The 17,028-nt window shown below is 43.8% G+C and carries 23 protein-coding genes; 1 reads left to right on the plus strand and 22 read right to left on the minus strand.

Going from position 1 to position 17,028, the window contains the following annotated elements; translation table 11 throughout:
* Nucleotides 1-52 precede the first annotated feature (52 nt).
* From AC1DLI_RS29205 to AC1DLI_RS29230, 6 genes are all read right to left on the minus strand, one after another.
* A complete protein-coding gene (locus AC1DLI_RS29205) occupies nucleotides 53-1,222 on the minus strand; it encodes an MFS transporter (protein WP_477608441.1) in 1,170 nt (389 codons plus the stop codon).
* Between the two features lie 184 nt (nucleotides 1,223-1,406).
* Nucleotides 1,407-2,384 (minus strand): aldo/keto reductase, encoded by a 978-nt coding sequence (locus AC1DLI_RS29210; protein WP_477608443.1) that lies wholly within the window; start codon nucleotides 2,382-2,384, stop codon nucleotides 1,407-1,409.
* A gap of 380 nt (nucleotides 2,385-2,764) precedes the next feature.
* Nucleotides 2,765-3,142 carry a VOC family protein gene (locus tag AC1DLI_RS29215; RefSeq protein ID WP_477608445.1) on the minus strand — a complete coding sequence of 126 codons (378 nt, stop codon included), beginning with the start codon at nucleotides 3,140-3,142 and terminating at the stop codon, nucleotides 2,765-2,767.
* A gap of 219 nt (nucleotides 3,143-3,361) precedes the next feature.
* Nucleotides 3,362-4,096 (minus strand): DUF3105 domain-containing protein, encoded by a 735-nt coding sequence (locus AC1DLI_RS29220; protein ID WP_477608447.1) that lies wholly within the window; start codon nucleotides 4,094-4,096, stop codon nucleotides 3,362-3,364.
* 55 nt (nucleotides 4,097-4,151) lie between these two features.
* Nucleotides 4,152-5,009, minus strand: a complete 858-nt coding sequence (locus tag AC1DLI_RS29225; RefSeq protein ID WP_477608449.1) for a M56 family metallopeptidase — start codon at nucleotides 5,007-5,009, stop codon at nucleotides 4,152-4,154.
* Nucleotides 5,006-5,425, minus strand: a complete 420-nt coding sequence (locus AC1DLI_RS29230) for a BlaI/MecI/CopY family transcriptional regulator (protein ID WP_477608451.1) — start codon at nucleotides 5,423-5,425, stop codon at nucleotides 5,006-5,008. The genes AC1DLI_RS29225 and AC1DLI_RS29230 overlap by 4 nt, the downstream gene beginning before the upstream one ends.
* A gap of 132 nt (nucleotides 5,426-5,557) precedes the next feature.
* Between AC1DLI_RS29230 and AC1DLI_RS29235 the strand changes: the two genes are divergently transcribed.
* Nucleotides 5,558-5,698: a hypothetical protein gene (locus tag AC1DLI_RS29235; RefSeq protein WP_308996503.1), complete on the plus strand. Its 141-nt coding sequence runs from the start codon at nucleotides 5,558-5,560 to the stop codon at nucleotides 5,696-5,698.
* Between the two features lie 307 nt (nucleotides 5,699-6,005).
* On the opposite strand, the gene AC1DLI_RS29240 is transcribed toward AC1DLI_RS29235, so the two are convergent.
* The 16 genes from AC1DLI_RS29240 to AC1DLI_RS29315 form a co-directional block, all read right to left on the minus strand.
* Entirely contained in the window at nucleotides 6,006-6,518 is a 513-nt protein-coding gene (locus tag AC1DLI_RS29240) for an acyl-CoA thioesterase (protein WP_477608453.1), read from the minus strand.
* 3 nt (nucleotides 6,519-6,521) lie between these two features.
* Nucleotides 6,522-7,487: a nucleoside hydrolase gene (locus AC1DLI_RS29245; protein ID WP_477608455.1), complete on the minus strand. Its 966-nt coding sequence runs from the start codon at nucleotides 7,485-7,487 to the stop codon at nucleotides 6,522-6,524.
* Between the two features lie 114 nt (nucleotides 7,488-7,601).
* Nucleotides 7,602-8,333, minus strand: coding sequence for a ZIP family metal transporter (locus AC1DLI_RS29250; protein ID WP_477608457.1), 732 nt, complete (start codon nucleotides 8,331-8,333; stop codon nucleotides 7,602-7,604).
* Between the two features lie 77 nt (nucleotides 8,334-8,410).
* Nucleotides 8,411-8,878 carry an SRPBCC family protein gene (locus AC1DLI_RS29255; RefSeq protein WP_477608459.1) on the minus strand — a complete coding sequence of 156 codons (468 nt, stop codon included), beginning with the start codon at nucleotides 8,876-8,878 and terminating at the stop codon, nucleotides 8,411-8,413.
* A 27-nt stretch (nucleotides 8,879-8,905) separates the two neighbouring features.
* Nucleotides 8,906-9,706: an inositol monophosphatase family protein gene (locus tag AC1DLI_RS29260; protein ID WP_477608461.1), complete on the minus strand. Its 801-nt coding sequence runs from the start codon at nucleotides 9,704-9,706 to the stop codon at nucleotides 8,906-8,908.
* Between the two features lie 60 nt (nucleotides 9,707-9,766).
* The gene (locus AC1DLI_RS29265) at nucleotides 9,767-10,126 is read right to left on the minus strand and encodes a glyoxalase superfamily protein (RefSeq protein WP_477608463.1); all 360 of its coding nucleotides are present in this window, start codon (nucleotides 10,124-10,126) and stop codon (nucleotides 9,767-9,769) included.
* A gap of 146 nt (nucleotides 10,127-10,272) precedes the next feature.
* Nucleotides 10,273-11,250, minus strand: coding sequence for an ABC transporter substrate-binding protein (locus AC1DLI_RS29270; protein ID WP_477608495.1), 978 nt, complete (start codon nucleotides 11,248-11,250; stop codon nucleotides 10,273-10,275).
* Between the two features lie 262 nt (nucleotides 11,251-11,512).
* Nucleotides 11,513-12,244, minus strand: a complete 732-nt coding sequence (locus tag AC1DLI_RS29275) for an alpha/beta fold hydrolase (RefSeq protein WP_477608465.1) — start codon at nucleotides 12,242-12,244, stop codon at nucleotides 11,513-11,515.
* A gap of 34 nt (nucleotides 12,245-12,278) precedes the next feature.
* Nucleotides 12,279-12,674, minus strand: coding sequence for a GNAT family N-acetyltransferase (locus AC1DLI_RS29280; protein WP_477608467.1), 396 nt, complete (start codon nucleotides 12,672-12,674; stop codon nucleotides 12,279-12,281).
* A 10-nt stretch (nucleotides 12,675-12,684) separates the two neighbouring features.
* The gene (locus AC1DLI_RS29285) at nucleotides 12,685-13,212 is read right to left on the minus strand and encodes a YfiT family bacillithiol transferase (protein WP_477608469.1); all 528 of its coding nucleotides are present in this window, start codon (nucleotides 13,210-13,212) and stop codon (nucleotides 12,685-12,687) included.
* Between the two features lie 97 nt (nucleotides 13,213-13,309).
* Nucleotides 13,310-13,972, minus strand: a complete 663-nt coding sequence (locus AC1DLI_RS29290; RefSeq protein ID WP_477608471.1) for an HAD family hydrolase — start codon at nucleotides 13,970-13,972, stop codon at nucleotides 13,310-13,312.
* Between the two features lie 46 nt (nucleotides 13,973-14,018).
* Nucleotides 14,019-14,459: an N-acetyltransferase family protein gene (locus AC1DLI_RS29295; protein ID WP_477608473.1), complete on the minus strand. Its 441-nt coding sequence runs from the start codon at nucleotides 14,457-14,459 to the stop codon at nucleotides 14,019-14,021.
* Between the two features lie 89 nt (nucleotides 14,460-14,548).
* Nucleotides 14,549-14,980 (minus strand): hypothetical protein, encoded by a 432-nt coding sequence (locus AC1DLI_RS29300; RefSeq protein WP_477608475.1) that lies wholly within the window; start codon nucleotides 14,978-14,980, stop codon nucleotides 14,549-14,551.
* A gap of 277 nt (nucleotides 14,981-15,257) precedes the next feature.
* Nucleotides 15,258-16,013, minus strand: coding sequence for a phosphoribosylformimino-5-aminoimidazole carboxamide ribotide isomerase (hisA, locus tag AC1DLI_RS29305; protein ID WP_477608477.1), 756 nt, complete (start codon nucleotides 16,011-16,013; stop codon nucleotides 15,258-15,260).
* A gap of 150 nt (nucleotides 16,014-16,163) precedes the next feature.
* On the minus strand, nucleotides 16,164-16,448 hold the full coding sequence (locus AC1DLI_RS29310; RefSeq protein WP_477608479.1) for an NUDIX hydrolase: 285 nt from the start codon (nucleotides 16,446-16,448) through the stop codon (nucleotides 16,164-16,166).
* 56 nt (nucleotides 16,449-16,504) lie between these two features.
* Nucleotides 16,505-16,759: a hypothetical protein gene (locus AC1DLI_RS29315; RefSeq protein ID WP_477608481.1), complete on the minus strand. Its 255-nt coding sequence runs from the start codon at nucleotides 16,757-16,759 to the stop codon at nucleotides 16,505-16,507.
* Nucleotides 16,760-17,028 lie beyond the last annotated feature (269 nt).

Consider the following 17,028-nt stretch of genomic DNA (forward strand, 5'->3'; position numbering starts at 1 on the left):
AAGGAGTTTACAATCTTAAGTTAACTCCAAGTCGATACAAACATCTAATCAATCAGGGAAGAGAACCGTTGTTTAAAGGGCTTAGACGATTTTCTTTCAACATACGTTTCACAAAGAAAGTAAACATCAATAAGGAAATAGTGACCGACACGGCGCTTAGCGTGAACAAAGCCTGATAACTCATGTACTGGGAAGCCCAGCCCAGCATGATCGCTCCAAGGCCGATGCCGAGGTCCGTTGCAGTCAATAAAGAAGCATTAGCAACCCCTTTACGGTCCGGACGGGCAAGACGTATCGTTGCCGCTTGAAGAGCCGGCTGTGCGGAACCGAAACCGATACCGTACAGAACCGCCGAAACGAGCACACCGAACAAATCGTTCGAGAAGCCCAAAGCAAGCATAGCAAAAATCGTGATCACAAGACCTGGTACAATGATAAACGTCTCCCCGTACCGATCTGAAAGTTTTCCTGAAATGGGACGGCTCAGCGCAAGCGTTGCTGCATAAGCCAGAAAGAACGCGCCGGAATTGACTTTGATCGAGTCAGCGAAAAGCGGGACAAACGCTGTAATGCCGCCATAAGCAACTGTAAGAAAAAACACCGATGCCGTGATGGGCAAAACCGATTTTTCGAATAATTCGATTCTCCGAGCGCCTGGTTGCGGCCGGAAAGGCATTTTTGCACCCATCGTCAAGAATAACGCTGCCGCAGAGAGTCCGGTGGCGATTAGAAACAGAGCGTGATACGATAGGCTCTTTGTAATCCAGACGGCGAACAAAGGTCCGACTGCCATAGCCAGGGTCATGGCTGTACTAAACCACCCCATTCCTTCTCCGCGGCGGGCTGACGGTATAATATCCGTAACCGCCGTGAAAACCGCGGTTGTAGATACGGCCCAGCTCATTCCATGTAATATTCTAAGCCCCATCAAAACGAGGATTCCGCCAACCCAGTCATACATATACATCGCTAAAGTGAAGAGAAGAAGTCCCCACACGATAAATGGACGCCGGCCGAATCGGTCCAGCAGACCGCCGACGATTGGACGAAATATAACGGCAGACAGCATAAACGCGCCTACAGCCAAACCGACCTGCGATTCATTGCCACCCATCTGTTTGATGAACATCGGCAGGGTAGGAAGCAGGAAATAAAATCCGCTAAATAAGAAAAGCATCCCTACGGTCATGAGAATAAACGACTTCGTCCATAGACGTTCCAAGTTTCATTCCTCCTCGAGTGAAAGATACTGCGCTCTATCAAGTCGTTACGCTGATTTTCCGCGCACGAGCCTAATGAGCGCTTAATGATGATGCATAAAATTCGAGTCTCGATTCATGGATAGTCGCTCATTTTCCTTGCAGAGAAAGACGGACCATTGTGCGTTCAATGGTCCGTCTTCTCGTTTAGATACCGTATATCTGATGTGGTAAGTAAGGCTCCTCTAAGCTCGTAATCTCATTTACATCCAACTTTACCGACAAAGCAGCAACTGCATCCTCCAGATGAATTGACTTTGTTGCCCCTACGATCGGTGCCGTTACCTGCTCCTTTTGCAGTACCCAAGCAAGCGCGACTTGCGCGCGAGAAATGCCCCGCTTGGCGGCAATTTCGGCCACTCTCTCTACGATCTGGCGATCGGCGCTGATCATTGCTGCAACTAATCTTTGTCCGGCTTCATCTATCTCTGAACGGGCTGTCTTATCATCCCAATCTCGAGTTAGCCTGCCTTTAGCTAGCGGGCTCCATGGAATAACACCGATTCCCTCTGAGCGGCAAAGTGGCAGCATTTCCCTCTCTTCTTCCCTGTACAGCAAATTCAATAAATTCTGCATGGAGACAAACTTGGTCCACCCGTTACTTTCGGCGACATGCTGCGCTTTCAAGAACTGCCAAGCATACATCGAGGATGCTCCTATGTACCTTGCCTTTCCTGCCTTTATTACATCATGGAGTGCCTCCATCGTCTCTTCGATAGGCGTCGTGTGATCGAAGCGGTGGATTTGGTATAAATCGATGTAATCCGTGCCCAGCCGTCTTAAGCTGTTATCAATTTCGCTCATGATGGCCTTGCGGGAAAGTCCCCCACCGTTCGGACCTGGATGCATGCGGAAGTGTACCTTTGTCGCAATTACGACCTCATCACGATGTGCGAATTCCTTCAATGCACGTCCGACGATTTCTTCGCTTGTTCCGTCAGAGTATACATTAGCAGTATCGAAGAAGTTAATGCCGAGTTCTAAAGCTCTTTTAATGAATGGCCTGCTCTCCTGTTCATTCAGCGACCATGGAGCGATCCCGCGCTCGGGTACCCCATAACTCATGCAGCCAAGGCATATTCGTGAAACTTCCAAACCAGTTCGGCCAAGTTTTACATAGTCCATTCGTCGATACGCTCCTCTAATTTTATTGGAAGATAAACTATTACCATATTCCTCCTCACTCTGGTTGTATTAAGCAGTTTACAGTCTGGAGTTAACTCCAAGTCAACATTAATTTTAGACAGCTTTTTAGATTACCAAGCTTGGCGCCTCAAGTGATTTCTATGACTCTTTCGAAAACACTTCTTTTGCAACCATAATTGCGGACATCGACTTTGGCCATCCAGCGTAAAAAGCAAGATAATCTTTATTACTGGTGAATGTTATTTACATTCTCGACACGCATTTCCTGCCAGTTAGCTTAATATAAAAAAGAAGCAGCTGCCGTAGCAGACTGCTTCTTTTTCTGTTCAACTATAAAATGTTTTTTCTTAATTATGTGATTACTTTTTTTCCATAACCGCAAAGTAGTTACCTTCATTATCAGCGAAGTTGAATACTCTTCCATGAGGCATATTTACAAGTTCTCCGACTGTGATATTTTTGTCGGCAAAATCTTTATATAAGGTATCGAGTTCTTCCGAGAAAAACAATAACGAAGGCGTATTGAGATTTAATTCTGGCTGCATTTTAGCAATTAGTTCCTTATTGTGAAGTACGATACTCGTTTGAGCTTCGTTTGTTGGAGCAATTTCAATCCATCTGATATACTCGTTTTTTTCCTCAGCAATTAAGCGAAACCCTGCTTTTTCTGTCCAAAATTTCAATGATTCATCTTGGTCATTCACATATAACATAATTTGACCGATTTTATTAATCATTTGTTAATCCTCTCCATTCTTCTAATTTTGTATATAATTCATTGCTTTTCGAAACACTACAATATTATTTTTTCATTTTTATTATATAAAATTTTACAATTCAGTTCAACTATTCTGCCATTTACATAGCTTGAATACTACTTTCAAGAGAATAAAAAAAGCAGAACCAAACTGTTGTTATCAGTTTGGTTCTGCTTAGCTTTATGACTGCTGTCCGGTCTACATCGTACCTCCGCCTCTACGAATTTGCGCGGGAATTTTCTCAGGTCCTTCATTAATATAGTCATAAATGAATGTAGCAATTTTCGTCTCATCGTATTCGGCCAGCTCCATCGATTTGGTCCATGCTGTGACGACGACCTCTTTACCGGCAGGGATATCCTCATTTGGCACGGCTAATATTCCGGCCCCCGCTTCTCTAAAGTTCACAAAATATTTCAGCTGCTCTATAATTTTGGAGTCTGCTCCGGGACGGTAATAAATAATGATATCGCCATGCTCTAAATTATGAACGAGCATCTCGTTTGACGGTTTTTCCGTATAAAAGCCAAATTTCAAATCATGTGGACTATGCGTCCCTGAGGTAGGGATTTTCATTTCATAGGAAACGGGATCATCCGAATGCTCCGATCCGTAATTTTTGTCTTCGGTTACATCAATGTCTGCTTTTAGATTCAAAGTGTCTACATCAAATTCTTTTCCGAGATCCTTAGCAAAATGTACGATTGCGACAATGACAGATATGCTCAAAAGCAGATGCGCTGCCCAACGCATTTTTTTTGTTTTTTGTTTTAAAGCTGCTTTCTGCTCCTTCTTTAACTTGCTCGTATTTTCCTTATTCCATTTGGATGCAAACCAATAGCCAAACAGCGCCATGACCAAAATAATGGCTGCCGTATAAAGTAAAAAGTAAGAAGAACCCGATTGTTGATGTATTAACATATGATCATTCATAAAATCATCCACACGCTCCTGACACTACATTATGTAGTGTATGATGGTAAAAAAACTATGTGACGGCTAATACAATCATGCCCATAAATAAGAGCAGAACATGTATAGAAATCACAATAGAAATCATTCCTAAACGAACGGGAATCACTTGATTCGGATCGACGAGCTGCTGCAATCTGTAWTTGACTGCCCCGTCGGAAAAATAAACTAATACCGGTGTAGGATTATCGCTGAATCCTTTTTTTATAAGCTTTAGCAATGCGCTTCCGAGACCGAGCTCTGAGCCTGTTTTCTGAACAGCATATTCGTCTGCAAGCAGCTCGCTAATCAGCTTAAAATTCCGATAAGTCCATTTCGTTATTGGAATAAACCATAGCGATTGCGAGATTAGCTGCAGTAGAAATATTTTCAGAGAATCGTAATGCGATTGATGGAACGCTTCATGTGCAATAACCGCTTCCAGCTCTTCCAGGTCAAGCATCTCGACTAACCCGCTGGACAGCACGACTAACGGCCTTCTGAATCCCACCGTAAACGCCATGGCACGATCGTGATCGATAACAATAATGTTCTGATTGAGCGGCTGGAAATCTTGAATAATATTCGCCGTCAGAACGATATTTCGAAGCGACATCAGTCTCGTTTTAAACCGTCTTGAGAGCACGTATTGCTGGGTTAGCTTCAGGCATGTAATTACAATAGCATAAGCGATTAAGGAGTTCAGAAAAGTAATAACTAAAAAATAATATAAGGAATTCTCTTTAAATAAACTGATGCAAAACTTGAAAAAATTCACTTTTACGTTTACGCCGAACAGGAGATGAGCTAAATACATTCCCATCTGGCTCCAGACCAAAATAGCGATGAAGAAACTTACAGCCATTATCGCAGTGGACTTCCGCTTCCAACTCATAACGGTTTGTCCTTTTTTAATTGCTGAATTTTTTGTTCAAGTTTATCAAGCAAAGATTGATCGACGTCTTTAAGGGCATCTATCATATGATTGATGACTACGCCGCCAAACTCGTCCATTAGGTTTTCGGTTAATCGCTTGGATTGCTGCTCAATGAACACATCCTTCGATTCGACGGGGCGAAAGAGCGATAGCCTGCCTTTTGATCTTTTTTGTAATATACCTTTTTCTAATAAGCGGTTCATAACGGTCATAACCGTATTAAAATTAATTTGCTTTTCCTTCTCCAAACGAAGCTGGACTTCTTTAATGCTCAGCTCTTCAGCTTCCCATAGAATGTCCATAATCTTGGCTTCCAAAGAACCAAAAAATCGGTTTAAGCCGACTTCGCCGTATTTAAAGTTTTTTATATCCATGGGTCTCCCCTTTCACTACATATTATAGTGTAGTCAAAATCTCATTTCAAGTGAGAACATATGGCGCTCTATAGATAGCAAGTATGAAATGTATGTTTGCTGCTCACCCTATACTTGCTGGAGGTGATTAAAGTGACAGGAAGAAACAATAAGCCCGATAATGATGGTCCAGCTGCAAGTCCCTCCCGGCTTGAACAATTCGGCGACAAAATGAGCCGGGATGACGAATCGATTCCTAAGAAATCGAACAAAAACAACAATAAGAGCTGCTAATATGCAGCAAGGGCAGCCCCCTAACAGGAGCTGCCCTTACAAATAAATCAAAAACAGAACGTTTGTTCTCGTATCGCAAATAGGGCATTTTTCAATAATTGGCCGATATCCACAAGCGATTTCAAAATTTTTATGTTTAATAAGTAAGTTGATTCGCATGATATGTAAATTTTACCATCATTACAAGTTACATACGGTTTTCTTCATCCAACCCATCAGAACATTTGTTCTCATGCCTGGGTTTTCACCATTTTTTGATCTAAAACAACCAAAAAAACCTCATTTAACATCAATAAAAGAGAACTCATCAGTCCCATGGATGCTTAACCGTCAGAAATCCTGCGAATTTTTTACTCTCGTCTCTTCTTATCTTACGCATGTTCGCACGGTGCGGAGCTGTTTCGAACAACTTAAGCTCTTCTTCCGTCTCCGGTACGACAAGCGGTACGGGTACAGGCTTGCGATTCTCGTCAAGCGCAACAAAGGTTAAAAAGGATGTGGCTGCTACCTTGCGTTCTCCGCTGAGCAAATCTTCTTTGATCACCTTTACAAACACCTCTACGGAGGTGCGTCCCGTCCATGTAACGAAGGATTCTAAGCATACTGAATCCGAAGGACGAATAGGATGCAAGAAATCTACGGAGTCCGTTGATGCCGTTACAACGGAACGCCGGCAATGCTTTGTCGCCGCAATCGACGCTATATCATCGATATAAGCCATTAATTTGCCGCCAAATAAAGTATTGTGATTATTGACGTCCGGCGGAAATACCCTTGCTGTTTTATAGCATTTTGATTCGCGTGAGAATCTTTTTTCCATCGATTATCTTTCCCCTCTTGTAAATACAGATAGCAGCTCTGCAATCGCTTTTTCTTTATCAACCTCTAAGCAGAAATCTACGGGCCGGCCAACGACAGATCGAACCCTGCGATCCGTGATGATCATACCCGCGGTGAAGCCGTTTCCGCAATCCACGACCGCGTTCATCGTTTCCACCTGCACAAGCGACGGGTTAACCGCTACGATTACCGCCAACGGATCATGCATGGGGCACTCCCCTTCAAAATGATTAGAGAAGGCGTAAAAATCAAAATAACACTCTAATGCAGCGTCCAGGAAGTTAAATATTTCGCGCTTGTCCGCAGCGACCTCACGAGATAAATACTGCATATGGTCCTTCGTTAAACGAGTTTGCTGCGTAACGTCAAGTCCCACTATCGTTATAGGTAGATCCGATTCAAAGACGAGAGCTGCCGCCTCCGGATCTCCATACAAATTAGCTTCGCTCACAGGCGTAATATTACCAGGGGCAAATACCGTACCGCCCATAATAACAACTTTTTTAAATTTCGATGCAATGGATGGATCAAGCTGCAAAGCTAATGCCAGATTCGTTAATCTCCCCACCGTTACCAAAATAAGCTCACCCGGTGCCTCGTTTACCTTCTGCACGATGAACTCCGCGGCGGATTCCTTCACAGGTTGATGAGGTGAAGCCGGCAAGACCGCATCGCCAATCCCGTTATGGCCATGGATATGTGGAACAGCCCCTGGAAATACCCGGTTTAGAGGTCCTGAAGCCCCTATTGCTACAGGCACCTCATAGCCGCAATCCGCAACTTGAATGACACGCAGCGTATTCTCCGTAGCTTGTACAACATCCGTATTACCGAATCCGGTCGTAATGCCTTCTACTTTTATCTGTGGCGAGAGCAATGCATATAAAATCGCTAAAGCATCATCAATGCCAGTATCTACGTCCAGCAGCATCCTGTTTCTCTTTGACATGTCATGATACCTCCCTCTACTATCGTATATTGTAAACGAACAAAGGGAGAAAAACCAAGAAGCAGCAAAAAAGATTGTGTTTCTTTACGATAATGAAACCTTATTTTGTAACCATTAACCAAAATAAAAGCTAATATAAATCATAATAAGCAATCCGATGATAAAAGAATACGTCGCCGACCGTTCGTAGCCGTGTCCGTGGGTTTCAGGAATAAGCTCTTTATATACGATGAACAGCATGGCTCCTGATGCGAAAGCTAACCCATAACCAATCAGCCCCGATATATAGCTTGCGGCAAAATAACCCACGATCGCAGACACTACTTCCATTAGTCCAGTCAAGGTAACGATAAGCATCAGCTTCAGCTTGCTTACCTTTGAATGAATGAGAAAAATGGCCAATACCAGTCCTTCCGGCATATTTTGCGCACCGATAGCAATGGCTACCATGGGACCAAGTCCGCCATTCGCGCTAGCGTAGCTAAAACCTGTACTCAGTCCTTCCGGAATATTGTGTATGAACAATGCAAAAATAACGAGCAGCGACTTGCTGTCAAAGGATGAGATCCCCCTTTTCTGCTCGATATCGATATGAGGTATGTTTTTCTCCAACAGGTCAAGCGCGATGACGCCGATTAGCAGCCCTAAAGTCAACGGAATGATTCCTGATTCCTTCAATGCTTGCGGCAATAGCCCAAACGTGGAAGCCGATACCATAATTCCAGCGGTAAAGGCGATAAGTACATCCTTCCATTTCTCGGAAAGGCTTTTTACAAATAGCAGCGGTACCGCTCCAAATACGGTTGCCATTGCCGAGATAAAGCTTCCTATGAGTGCTTCTACCATGATGTCTCTCCTAACCGGGCAGAGCACTACCCCTAAGCTTCTTCCTTATATTATGCGATTCCAATTCAAACCATCCATTATACAGTCAATGGTTCCTGCTCGGCTAATTGCTTTAATTGCTCATTGCGATGCTCCAGAAACCTCCTCATGTATTGTTTCAAAACAAGACGTTCTGCCAACCTGCCCAAATAACCAAGCGGCGCCTCAAAGCGCAGCGTATCCGTCATAAGCGTACCTGCACCTTGTTTCTCAAATAGATGAACATGCCTTAAGTTTTTAAAGGCTCCTTTTTGCGTTTCGTCTACAAATAAGTACGGGGCGTTAAACTCCGTTATTTTCGAGGTCAGCCTTTGCCTAATCCCAAAATGCGTCGCTTCAAACGTGACAAGTTCCCCTCCATTAATTCGGCCGGACGTCACGCCGGCTACCGCTTGCTCACGGGTATGCTTCCAAACCGTTCTTGTATGTATATCGATATCGCGGGCCAAATCGAAACAAACCTCAATTGGAGCCTTAATAAATATTTCCGTCCTAACTTCAACCATTACGTTCACCGCTCTTTTCTGTCATTACTATGCCAAGCCTTCTTTTACAAGGTTCATAAAATAGGCTTGATGCTCCGGCAGGCATGCAATCAAATAAGGCTGTTCGTTTATCCCGGTAAATGCCTGGCCGTTATAATCAATGATAACCCCGCCAGCTTCCTTTACCATAAGAATACCGGAGTAAAGGTCCTCGCCTTCCGAGTTATACACAATGATGGCATCCAAATCACCTCTAGCGAGCATCGTCCATTGCAGAGTCGGCGCCCAAAGCCGCATCATTCGTTTCGTATTTACGTCTATGTAATGTCTAAGCTTAACCGCCCGTTGCTCATTCTGAACATCATGGCCTTGGATCCAGCCGACTCTCGCTTTATTGAACGCCTTTGCCCGATTCATAAGTACTGGAAGCGTATTGCAAAGTGTGCCTTCCCCTATGCTTGAAACATATAACCGATCGGTCATCGGCTCATAAATAACGGCCAAGACAGGGTTTCGATTATAAGCAAGCGTGATCGAAATGCCGAATAGCGGCATGCCCACCGCAAAATTATTCGTTCCGTCAAGGGGATCCACTAGCCACATCCAGTCGCTCAAAAGATCATTTTCCCCGCACTCCTCTGAACGTATCTTGTGATCCGGAAATACTCCTCGAATTTTATTCAAAATAATACGTTCARCCAAATGATCAACCTCGGTAACAATATCTCCGTGCTCATCCTTTTCCTCATAGCTATCAAGCGTTCCGAACCGTTCCCTGGCAAGCCTCCCCGCTTCATAGGCTGCTGCAATGGCAATCTCTCTCGCCGTATTTATTATCGTTTGGTTCAATGTAATGGCCTCCTTCATTTATTTTTCACTCGGGATGTACGCATGTATAAATAAAAGTCTTTAATTGCCTGTGTAAAAATGCAGACGATTTCCGAACGGATCGGTCAGCTTAACTTGATTCCATTCATCATCAAAACCAGGTCTAGCAAATTTGAAGTTCTTGCTTAGCAATTGCTGCTGGAGCGCCTTAGCGTCTTCAACCTCAATCCGAACGGCAGAGCCTGGCGTGCAATCTCCATAATGCTCAGATAAATGAATGATGCAGTCTCCATTCGAGATTTGCATATAGAGAGGCATATCTGGTTCGAATCGGTGCTCCCAGTCGCATGTAAACTCCAAAAAATCCAAATAAAATTCACGTGCCTTCGCTTCGTCAAAGATACGTAGGATCGGAACGGTACGCTTCATTGCGGTTATCATCGAGTAACACATCCTTTGCCTGTAGTTGATCTTCCATGATTATACATTGGTTTCTCGCCATAGAGAAGGCTGAAAACAGGAAAAAGGACTGCAGCCTACAGCGAAAATCGCTAGTAGGTACAGTCCTTTTATCCAAGCCGTATCTATTATTTTACGATGCTTTCCAGTACATCATCAATAACTTGTGAGTAAGCAATCGTACCTGCGTACAGCCAGCTGGATGTGCTAGGGTATTCGTAAAGCTTGCCGTTTTTAACGGCAGGAATGTTCTGCCAAATTGGATCACTTAATGCTTTTGAATCAGCTTCTGTTCCGCTGTTGATCAGGAACAAATGGTCAGCATCCAGCTCCGCAAGCTTTTCAAGAGGAATCGCATTCCAGTTACCAGTTCCTGCAGCAGAGATTTCTTTTACGACTTCAGGAACAGCCAATCCAAGTTGGTTATAAAGCAAGTCGCCGCTCGAAAGTTTGTCACTTACGATATAAAAGCTTCCTTGCACGAACCAAAGTGCTGCTGCTGACTCTCCTGCTGCTGCGCCTTGGATTTTTTCTTTCGCGTCCTTCGCTTTCACGTCGTAAGCATCCAATACTTTTTGTGCTTCTTCGCTCTTGCCGACAACCTCGCCGATTTTCAGCAAAGCAGCGCGCCAGTCAGCCGTTAATTTATCGCCAACTGTAAATGTTGGTGCGATTTTAGAATATTGTGCAAACTTGTCGCCTTCTACATTGCTGTCATAAGCCATAAGGATAAGATCCGGTTCAAAGCTTGTTACTGCTTCAAAAGGAAGGTCATAAGCGATAGTAGGCACATCGGCAAGTGAATCTTTTAAGTAATCTTGAGTACCGTTCGGAACGGACCATTGCGCAACAGGTTTAATACCCAAAGCTACTAAATGATCTTCTAAGTATGAGGCAATGATACGCTGAGGGTTAGCCGGAACCGTTACTTCGTTGCCAAGCGAATCCGTAAGCGTTCTTTCTGTTGGTGCTTCCGTAGCTGCCGGCGCATCGGTTGCCGCATTGTTTCCAGCTTCATTTGTTTTATTGCTTCCGCAAGCCGCTAGCCAAAGCGACATGACCATCAAACTCACTAATACCAGTACAAACTTCTTGTTGCGTTTAATCACTGTGCTTCCCCCTGTAGGACAATTATATTGGCTTGAAGTGAATCGACCACCTCAAAAGTCATCTAATGATAACAATTATCATTTTCATTGTCAACTAGGTTAAATGCTCTTACTACAAGCGTAAACGGCTGTCGCCGTCCTCAGTGGCAAAAGCTATCGTTTCGCGGAGATATATAAGCACATTTATAAGTGTAAACTTATAAATTCTTATATATTAAAAAAAGGAACCTGCGCTTCGACTCGCAAGAAGCGCGGGTTCCTATTTCTTCCTTTTGCTATCCGCCTCATTCAAAAAATGATGAATGGATTCATACAGCCTGGATTTCTCGGTGCCGCGAATATTATGTCCTGACTGCACAAAAGGTCGAACCGTAATATCGCTGAACAGCTGCAAATATTTCGACAAATCCGTTTCCTTAAGAAGTGATCCCTCTTGCAAGCCGTGTAAGACCAAAGTAGGCAAGCTAAGCTTTGCCTCCAGTTCTAGCTGCGTAGATTCTCGTTGAATGCCGCGTACTGCTTCTGGTGTTATGTAATGTACACGTCCGGTGGGTACAAGATAATTTGAAATATAATCCTCAGCCCATTCAGGAGACATCTGCTTATGCTCCGGAGGATAATCCTCTACAATGAGTGACATCAACCGATTCACATGCAGCTGGGCATAGCCTAAAGCATAGGATACGCCGCGAGAGTAACCCATCAAGTGGAAGCAATCCATCGATGCATCTTGAATTACCGCAGCTAGATCCGAAAGATGATCTTCTAAATCATAATGCATTTGAGGCGTATCGCTTCTACCTCTTCCTCGAAAGGAAAGGACAACAGCTCTTCGCGGCAGAAGAAACGTTAACAGATCCTCGTACTCTTCCGCCGTTTCCGACAGCCCGGGGCAAATAACCATAGGCGTTAGCTGCAGATCAGCTTCCGGACTGGAATCCAGATAATGAATTTGAACATCTTGATTATTTACCATGACTGATTTAATCAATATGATCACCTTTTCCTAATTATTAACCGGGAGCTTACCGCTCTCTGGGAATCAGATAACACTTATCTGTGTTCGTAAACCCAATGCGCGGATAATAATCGACAGCCGATGGAGCAGAAAGCAGGACGAGTGAAACCTCGGGTCCGAGCGTCTCCCTCAGCAGCTCTACAAGCTTCTTCCCTATGCCAAGCCTTTGATAGTCGTGGTTAACGGCAAGGTCAGAGAGATAACAGCAATATACAAAATCCGTAATGGCACGCGCTATCCCTATCAGCCGCTCACCGTCCCATGCGCTGATGGTCATATCTGCGTTATCTATCATCTTTTGCAAGCGTTCCAAATCTTGATACGGTCTCTTGATGCCCGAACTGGCAAAAAGCTGTGAGAGATCCGCTGCGGCAATCTTTTTATCCGTATGATAGTTTATCATTTTGATATGCTCATCCTTTCCCGATGCGGCTTCTACCCGCCATAATATGGGCAATATGGTGATTGCCATGCCATGCGTAATTGCCTAAATTATAATCTAAGCGATAGGTTTCTTTGGACTCCGGGTGATAGAAGGATTTTTTATAATCGGATTCAGACAATGATTTCAGCAAAATAACCCATCTTTTGTGCAATTGCTCGATAAGCGTTAGGGAAAGCTCAATATCCGCTTGAACGGAGTCATGCAGTTCTGCCCACCGATCCTCATAGTAAGGTCTAATCGTAGGCGTTTCCTCCGTTAAGGCGAGCTTAAAACGGATGTAGCTGTTCATATGGCTATCCGCTATATGATGGACAACCTGTCTTATTTTCCAGCCGCCGTCCCGATAAGGTGTTTCCAGCTCTAACTCATTCAAACCCTCAATGCTTGCCCGCAATCGCTGCGGCAGCCGTTCAATCTCTTCGATCCAAGTCTCCCGCTGAAGCGCTGAAACTTTGCTGGTCCAATCAAATTTGCCTATCGGATATTTTTCATCCATTTTAATCCTTCTTTCTTCAATTAAAATTTTACAAAATTGCTCATGGTTGTTTTGAACTTACTGGTTCATTTGCAAAATACTTTGCTCGGCTAACCTCTCATAGTAAGATTAACAGCTCATTTAAACTCTTAATCGTGTGCAGCGGCTTTGCCTTCAGTTCTTCGCGCCATGGCTGGTTTACCTGTATCCATATTGCAGACAGACCTGCCTGACAAGCACCCTCGATATCATTGACAGGATGGTCGCCTACGTAAATACATTGAGCGGGCTGCAGCGCTAGAGCATTCAACGCAGCTTCAAAAATTCGCCTATCCGGTTTTTTACATCCCGCTTCCTCTGAAACAATAATGAAATCAAAGGCATCTCTTATTCCTAAATGATCGATTTTCCCGTATTGAATCTCATTTCTTCCGTTCGTAATAAGCGCGGTCTGGTATTTGCTTTTAATATGGCGTATGACATCAAGTGCATGTTCCATGAGTATGGCATTTTTCACATAATGGTCGTTGTAATAACGGATAAGTTCTGTATGATCTGGCTTGCTTGCCCATGGCAGCTCCTCAATCAGCTCTTGGAACAGCACACGCTTGTCCTTGTAACCGTCTTGATCTAATGCAATGATCCGCTCAAGCAGATGCTGACGGGACTCCAACTGATAAAAATAATGATTAAGAAAGGAAATAGTGAATGCTTTAAACGTGCTTGAACGATCTAAAAGGGTATTATCCAAATCAAAAATAACAGCTCTGATCTCCGTCATTGCCGAATCACTCCAATCATTTCCATGATTATACAACTTAAATAGTTTACTGGATAGTCAATCTTTTAACAAAACGATAGCCGGTCGCTTCGAAACCGATCGCTTTATAAAACGCGTGCGCACGTTCTCTCTCAGGCTTAATTCCACTCGTTAGATAAAGGATTTTCGCATCCTGGGCAACTGCCCACGACTCCGCGAAACTTACCAGAGCCTTCCCGATTCCTTGGCCTTCATATTCCTTCTTTGTGACTAGCAAAGAGATCTGAATTACGAATCCGTCCTCCTCATAGGAATAAACATGACGAATCCCCATCATCCCTACCGCTTTTCCGTTAAGATCTGCAAGGAATGTAAAGGTCCCGGATATAGTTTCAATGACCTTCATCCGGTTTCTCATTTGCAATTCCGTGGTTGGATAACCGAGATCCTTCATAAGCTCTGTCATGACTATTAAATCCTCAGGTTGATAGGGTCGAACGTGAATCATGATCAACTCTCCTTATGTCAACAGAGTAACACGCAAAAAAACAAGCCATCTTCCGAAGAAAGCTTGTTTATTTGTAACGGTATCCCTGTTTACGTCATTTCCTTATTCATTGCATAATCAGCAATCGCTCTTTGAAGCCCTGCAAAAAGCTCCTCGCCCTCCCAAATGACCTTAAACCCGCTCATTAATGCCGCTCCTAGCTCATCTTCCAATGGGAGGTGAAGCCATTCTTCTCCTGCAACGCCGAAATCGGCTTCAATACCGCTTGCATAGACAATTTTAATGGATGTGAGTAATCCGTATTCCTCCTGCGAGGCTTGTTCAATCGGTTCCAGAGGAAGCTGGAGAATCGCCTCCAACGTTTTCTTCTTTTTATGAGTAATAATAAGAAAGCTCAAATTCGAGTCTTCCTCGTTTTCATCGTCTGCGCAAGGGCCTACCAACGCAATACCTTCAATATGCGATTGCTCCCCTGCCCATTTTACAAATTCGAACATGAGCTTGTAATGATCCGGTCTCATTGCGTTCGTCCCTCCAAATACCAGCTTGGTATTACATTATTAAAACTATCATGATCCTCGAGCACTCTGTACAGCTTTTGCTGCATAATCGCGAGTTCCCTTGGTCTCACTGCGTCTTTATCCGTTTACTTCTTTTCCCAAAGTATAATAAGCAGCGTCAGCACGGTCAAGAGGAGGTAAGCTCTTTCGCAGCATCCTCGGTCATAAAAAAACTAGCCAACGAAATGTTAGCTAGCTGAGCTGAGAGACTTGGTGGAAGTTACAAGAAATATTCCCGTTACATCTGTTTCTGCTTGCTGTAAGCAACCACTTCTTCATACGATAAATGACCGCCAAAAATATCGAGCGCGCTGCCAATCGTAATATCCAGCTTACCGTTCGACAGCTCATCAAATTGATCCATATCCGCAATCGACCTGGCTCCGCCGGCATAAGTAGTCGGTATTTTCACCCAATCCGCGAGCGCGCTTACTAGACTTTGCTGAATACCGCGCTGCTTGCCCTCTACATCTACAGCATGAACAAGAAATTCGCTGCAATATTGTTCGAGAAATTCAATGTTTTCTTTATTTACTTCAAAGTCGCTGAATTGCTTCCATTGATTCGTGACAACAAACCATTTGCCGTCTTTCTCCTTGCAGCTAAGATCGATAACTAATCGATCCTTACCAACTTCTGCAACGATTTTGGCAAGATGGTCTTCATTTAATAGGCCATCCTTGAAAATATATGAAGTCACGATGATATGCGATGCGCCTTTCTCCAAATAAAAGGCAGCATTGTCCGCCGTTATGCCCCCGCCAATTTGCAAGCCGCCTGGATAATGCGAAAGTGCTGAAGCTGCCGCTGCTTCATTTCCGCCGCCTAGCATAATAACATGTCCGCCTGTTAATGCATCCTTTTTAAAGAGCTCTGCATAGTAAGCAGAATCCTGCTTCGATACAAAATTTTCTATGATTTCAGTATTGAGCGTCTCACCGACAATTTGTTTCACTTTCCCATCATGCAAATCGATACAAGGTCTAAACTTCAACGTCATTCCTCTATTCTATAATTTCTATTTGTGTACATGCTTGTATATCCTCTTTAGAAAAATAACCTATAGGTYTATGTAAATCAACCCTTTGAATCAACGACTTTTGATTCGTCAAAATTCAAGCTTCTATTTTGGAGGCATGCTTTTCTAAGTAGATCGCTCTATTTCATGCGGCACCTCGGCGATATAGGCATACATCCCGCCATAATCAAAATCATCGCCTTTCCATGTAACCAACCCTTTAAAGTGCAGCGAATACGCTTGTATCCCTGTTTCTTCTTCCAGTTCACGGATCATGGCCGCACGCGGTGTCTCTAGTGGATCAAGCTTGCCGCCTATTCCGTTCCAGCAGCCCATCCAGCTTGCTTTCTCCCGGTTGAGAAGCAATATTTCTTCACCGCGCTTAATAAAACAAATATTGTATTTCAGCATCTCAATAAATCTCCCCGTAGCCGTAGCCGTAGCGTAGCGTTCTTAAATGAAATTAGTCAGATTTCTTTATTATTATTTTTCAATAACGCAATCCATTTCTTTGGCGCCCGTGTCAAGTAAGCCTCCTGAATGACGCCCACCAAGTCATGCCACTCCGCATTACGATCAAGTCTAACCCCGATCCAACCGAGATGCCCGACATAAGCCGGCTGAAAATAAATATTCGAATCCGATTCCACCAGATTGGACTGCATGCCTGGAGGAGCAGCGCACCATAAAGCGATCCTGCCATCGCTATGATGTCCAAACACCAGCGCCTCCGTCTGTTTATTTCTTCTTGGAAATATTTTAACACATAGCTGCTTTGATTGAGTAGACGAATACAAGTTGAAAAAGGAACAGAAAAAAAGACAAAGAATTATATTCTTTGTCTCAGCTTGTAGAGAAACCCACGTTTTTTCAAAACGACAGGTTTCTCTTTTGTTTTTTTATCCTCTCTTTTCGTGAGAAACAGAGGGTTTAAACCTCTTACGCCCTCCGTTCCAAGTGGAGGGCGATCTTCTTCATGTTCTGCACGGCG

It is taken from the genome of Paenibacillus sp. 01T443 (genome assembly GCF_056398325.1).